This is a genomic window from Bacillus sp. 05T31, assembly GCF_056396725.1.
In genome coordinates, this window is sequence record NZ_JBFTMA010001471.1 from 1 (window position 1) to 383 (window position 383).

Genomic DNA, 383 nt, shown 5'->3' on the forward strand with positions numbered 1-383 from the left:
GACCCAGGGAGATACGACGACGCTCTTCGTCAATGTCCAGAACCATAACTTCAACCACGTCGCCTACGTTAACAACTTTAGACGGATGGATGTTTTTGTTGGTCCAGTCCATTTCAGACACGTGTACCAGACCTTCAACGCCTTCTTCGATTTCCACGAAGCAGCCGTAATCAGTCAGGTTGGTAACACGACCGGTCAGGCGGGTGCCTTCCGGATAGCGTTTAGCGATAGCAACCCATGGATCTTCGCCCAGCTGCTTCAGACCCAGAGAAACACGGGTACGCTCGCGGTCGAACTTCAGCACCTTAACAGTGATTTCGTCGCCCACGTTGACGATTTCGCTTGGATGCTTAACGCGTTTCCATGCCATGTCAGTGATGTGC

Annotated in this window: 1 protein-coding gene; it reads right to left on the reverse strand. The window is 52.2% G+C overall.

The features are described 5' to 3' along the window. On the reverse strand, positions 1 to 383 hold a 383-nt coding region (locus tag AC1DJR_RS33890), incomplete at both ends, for a S1 RNA-binding domain-containing protein (protein ID WP_477004662.1).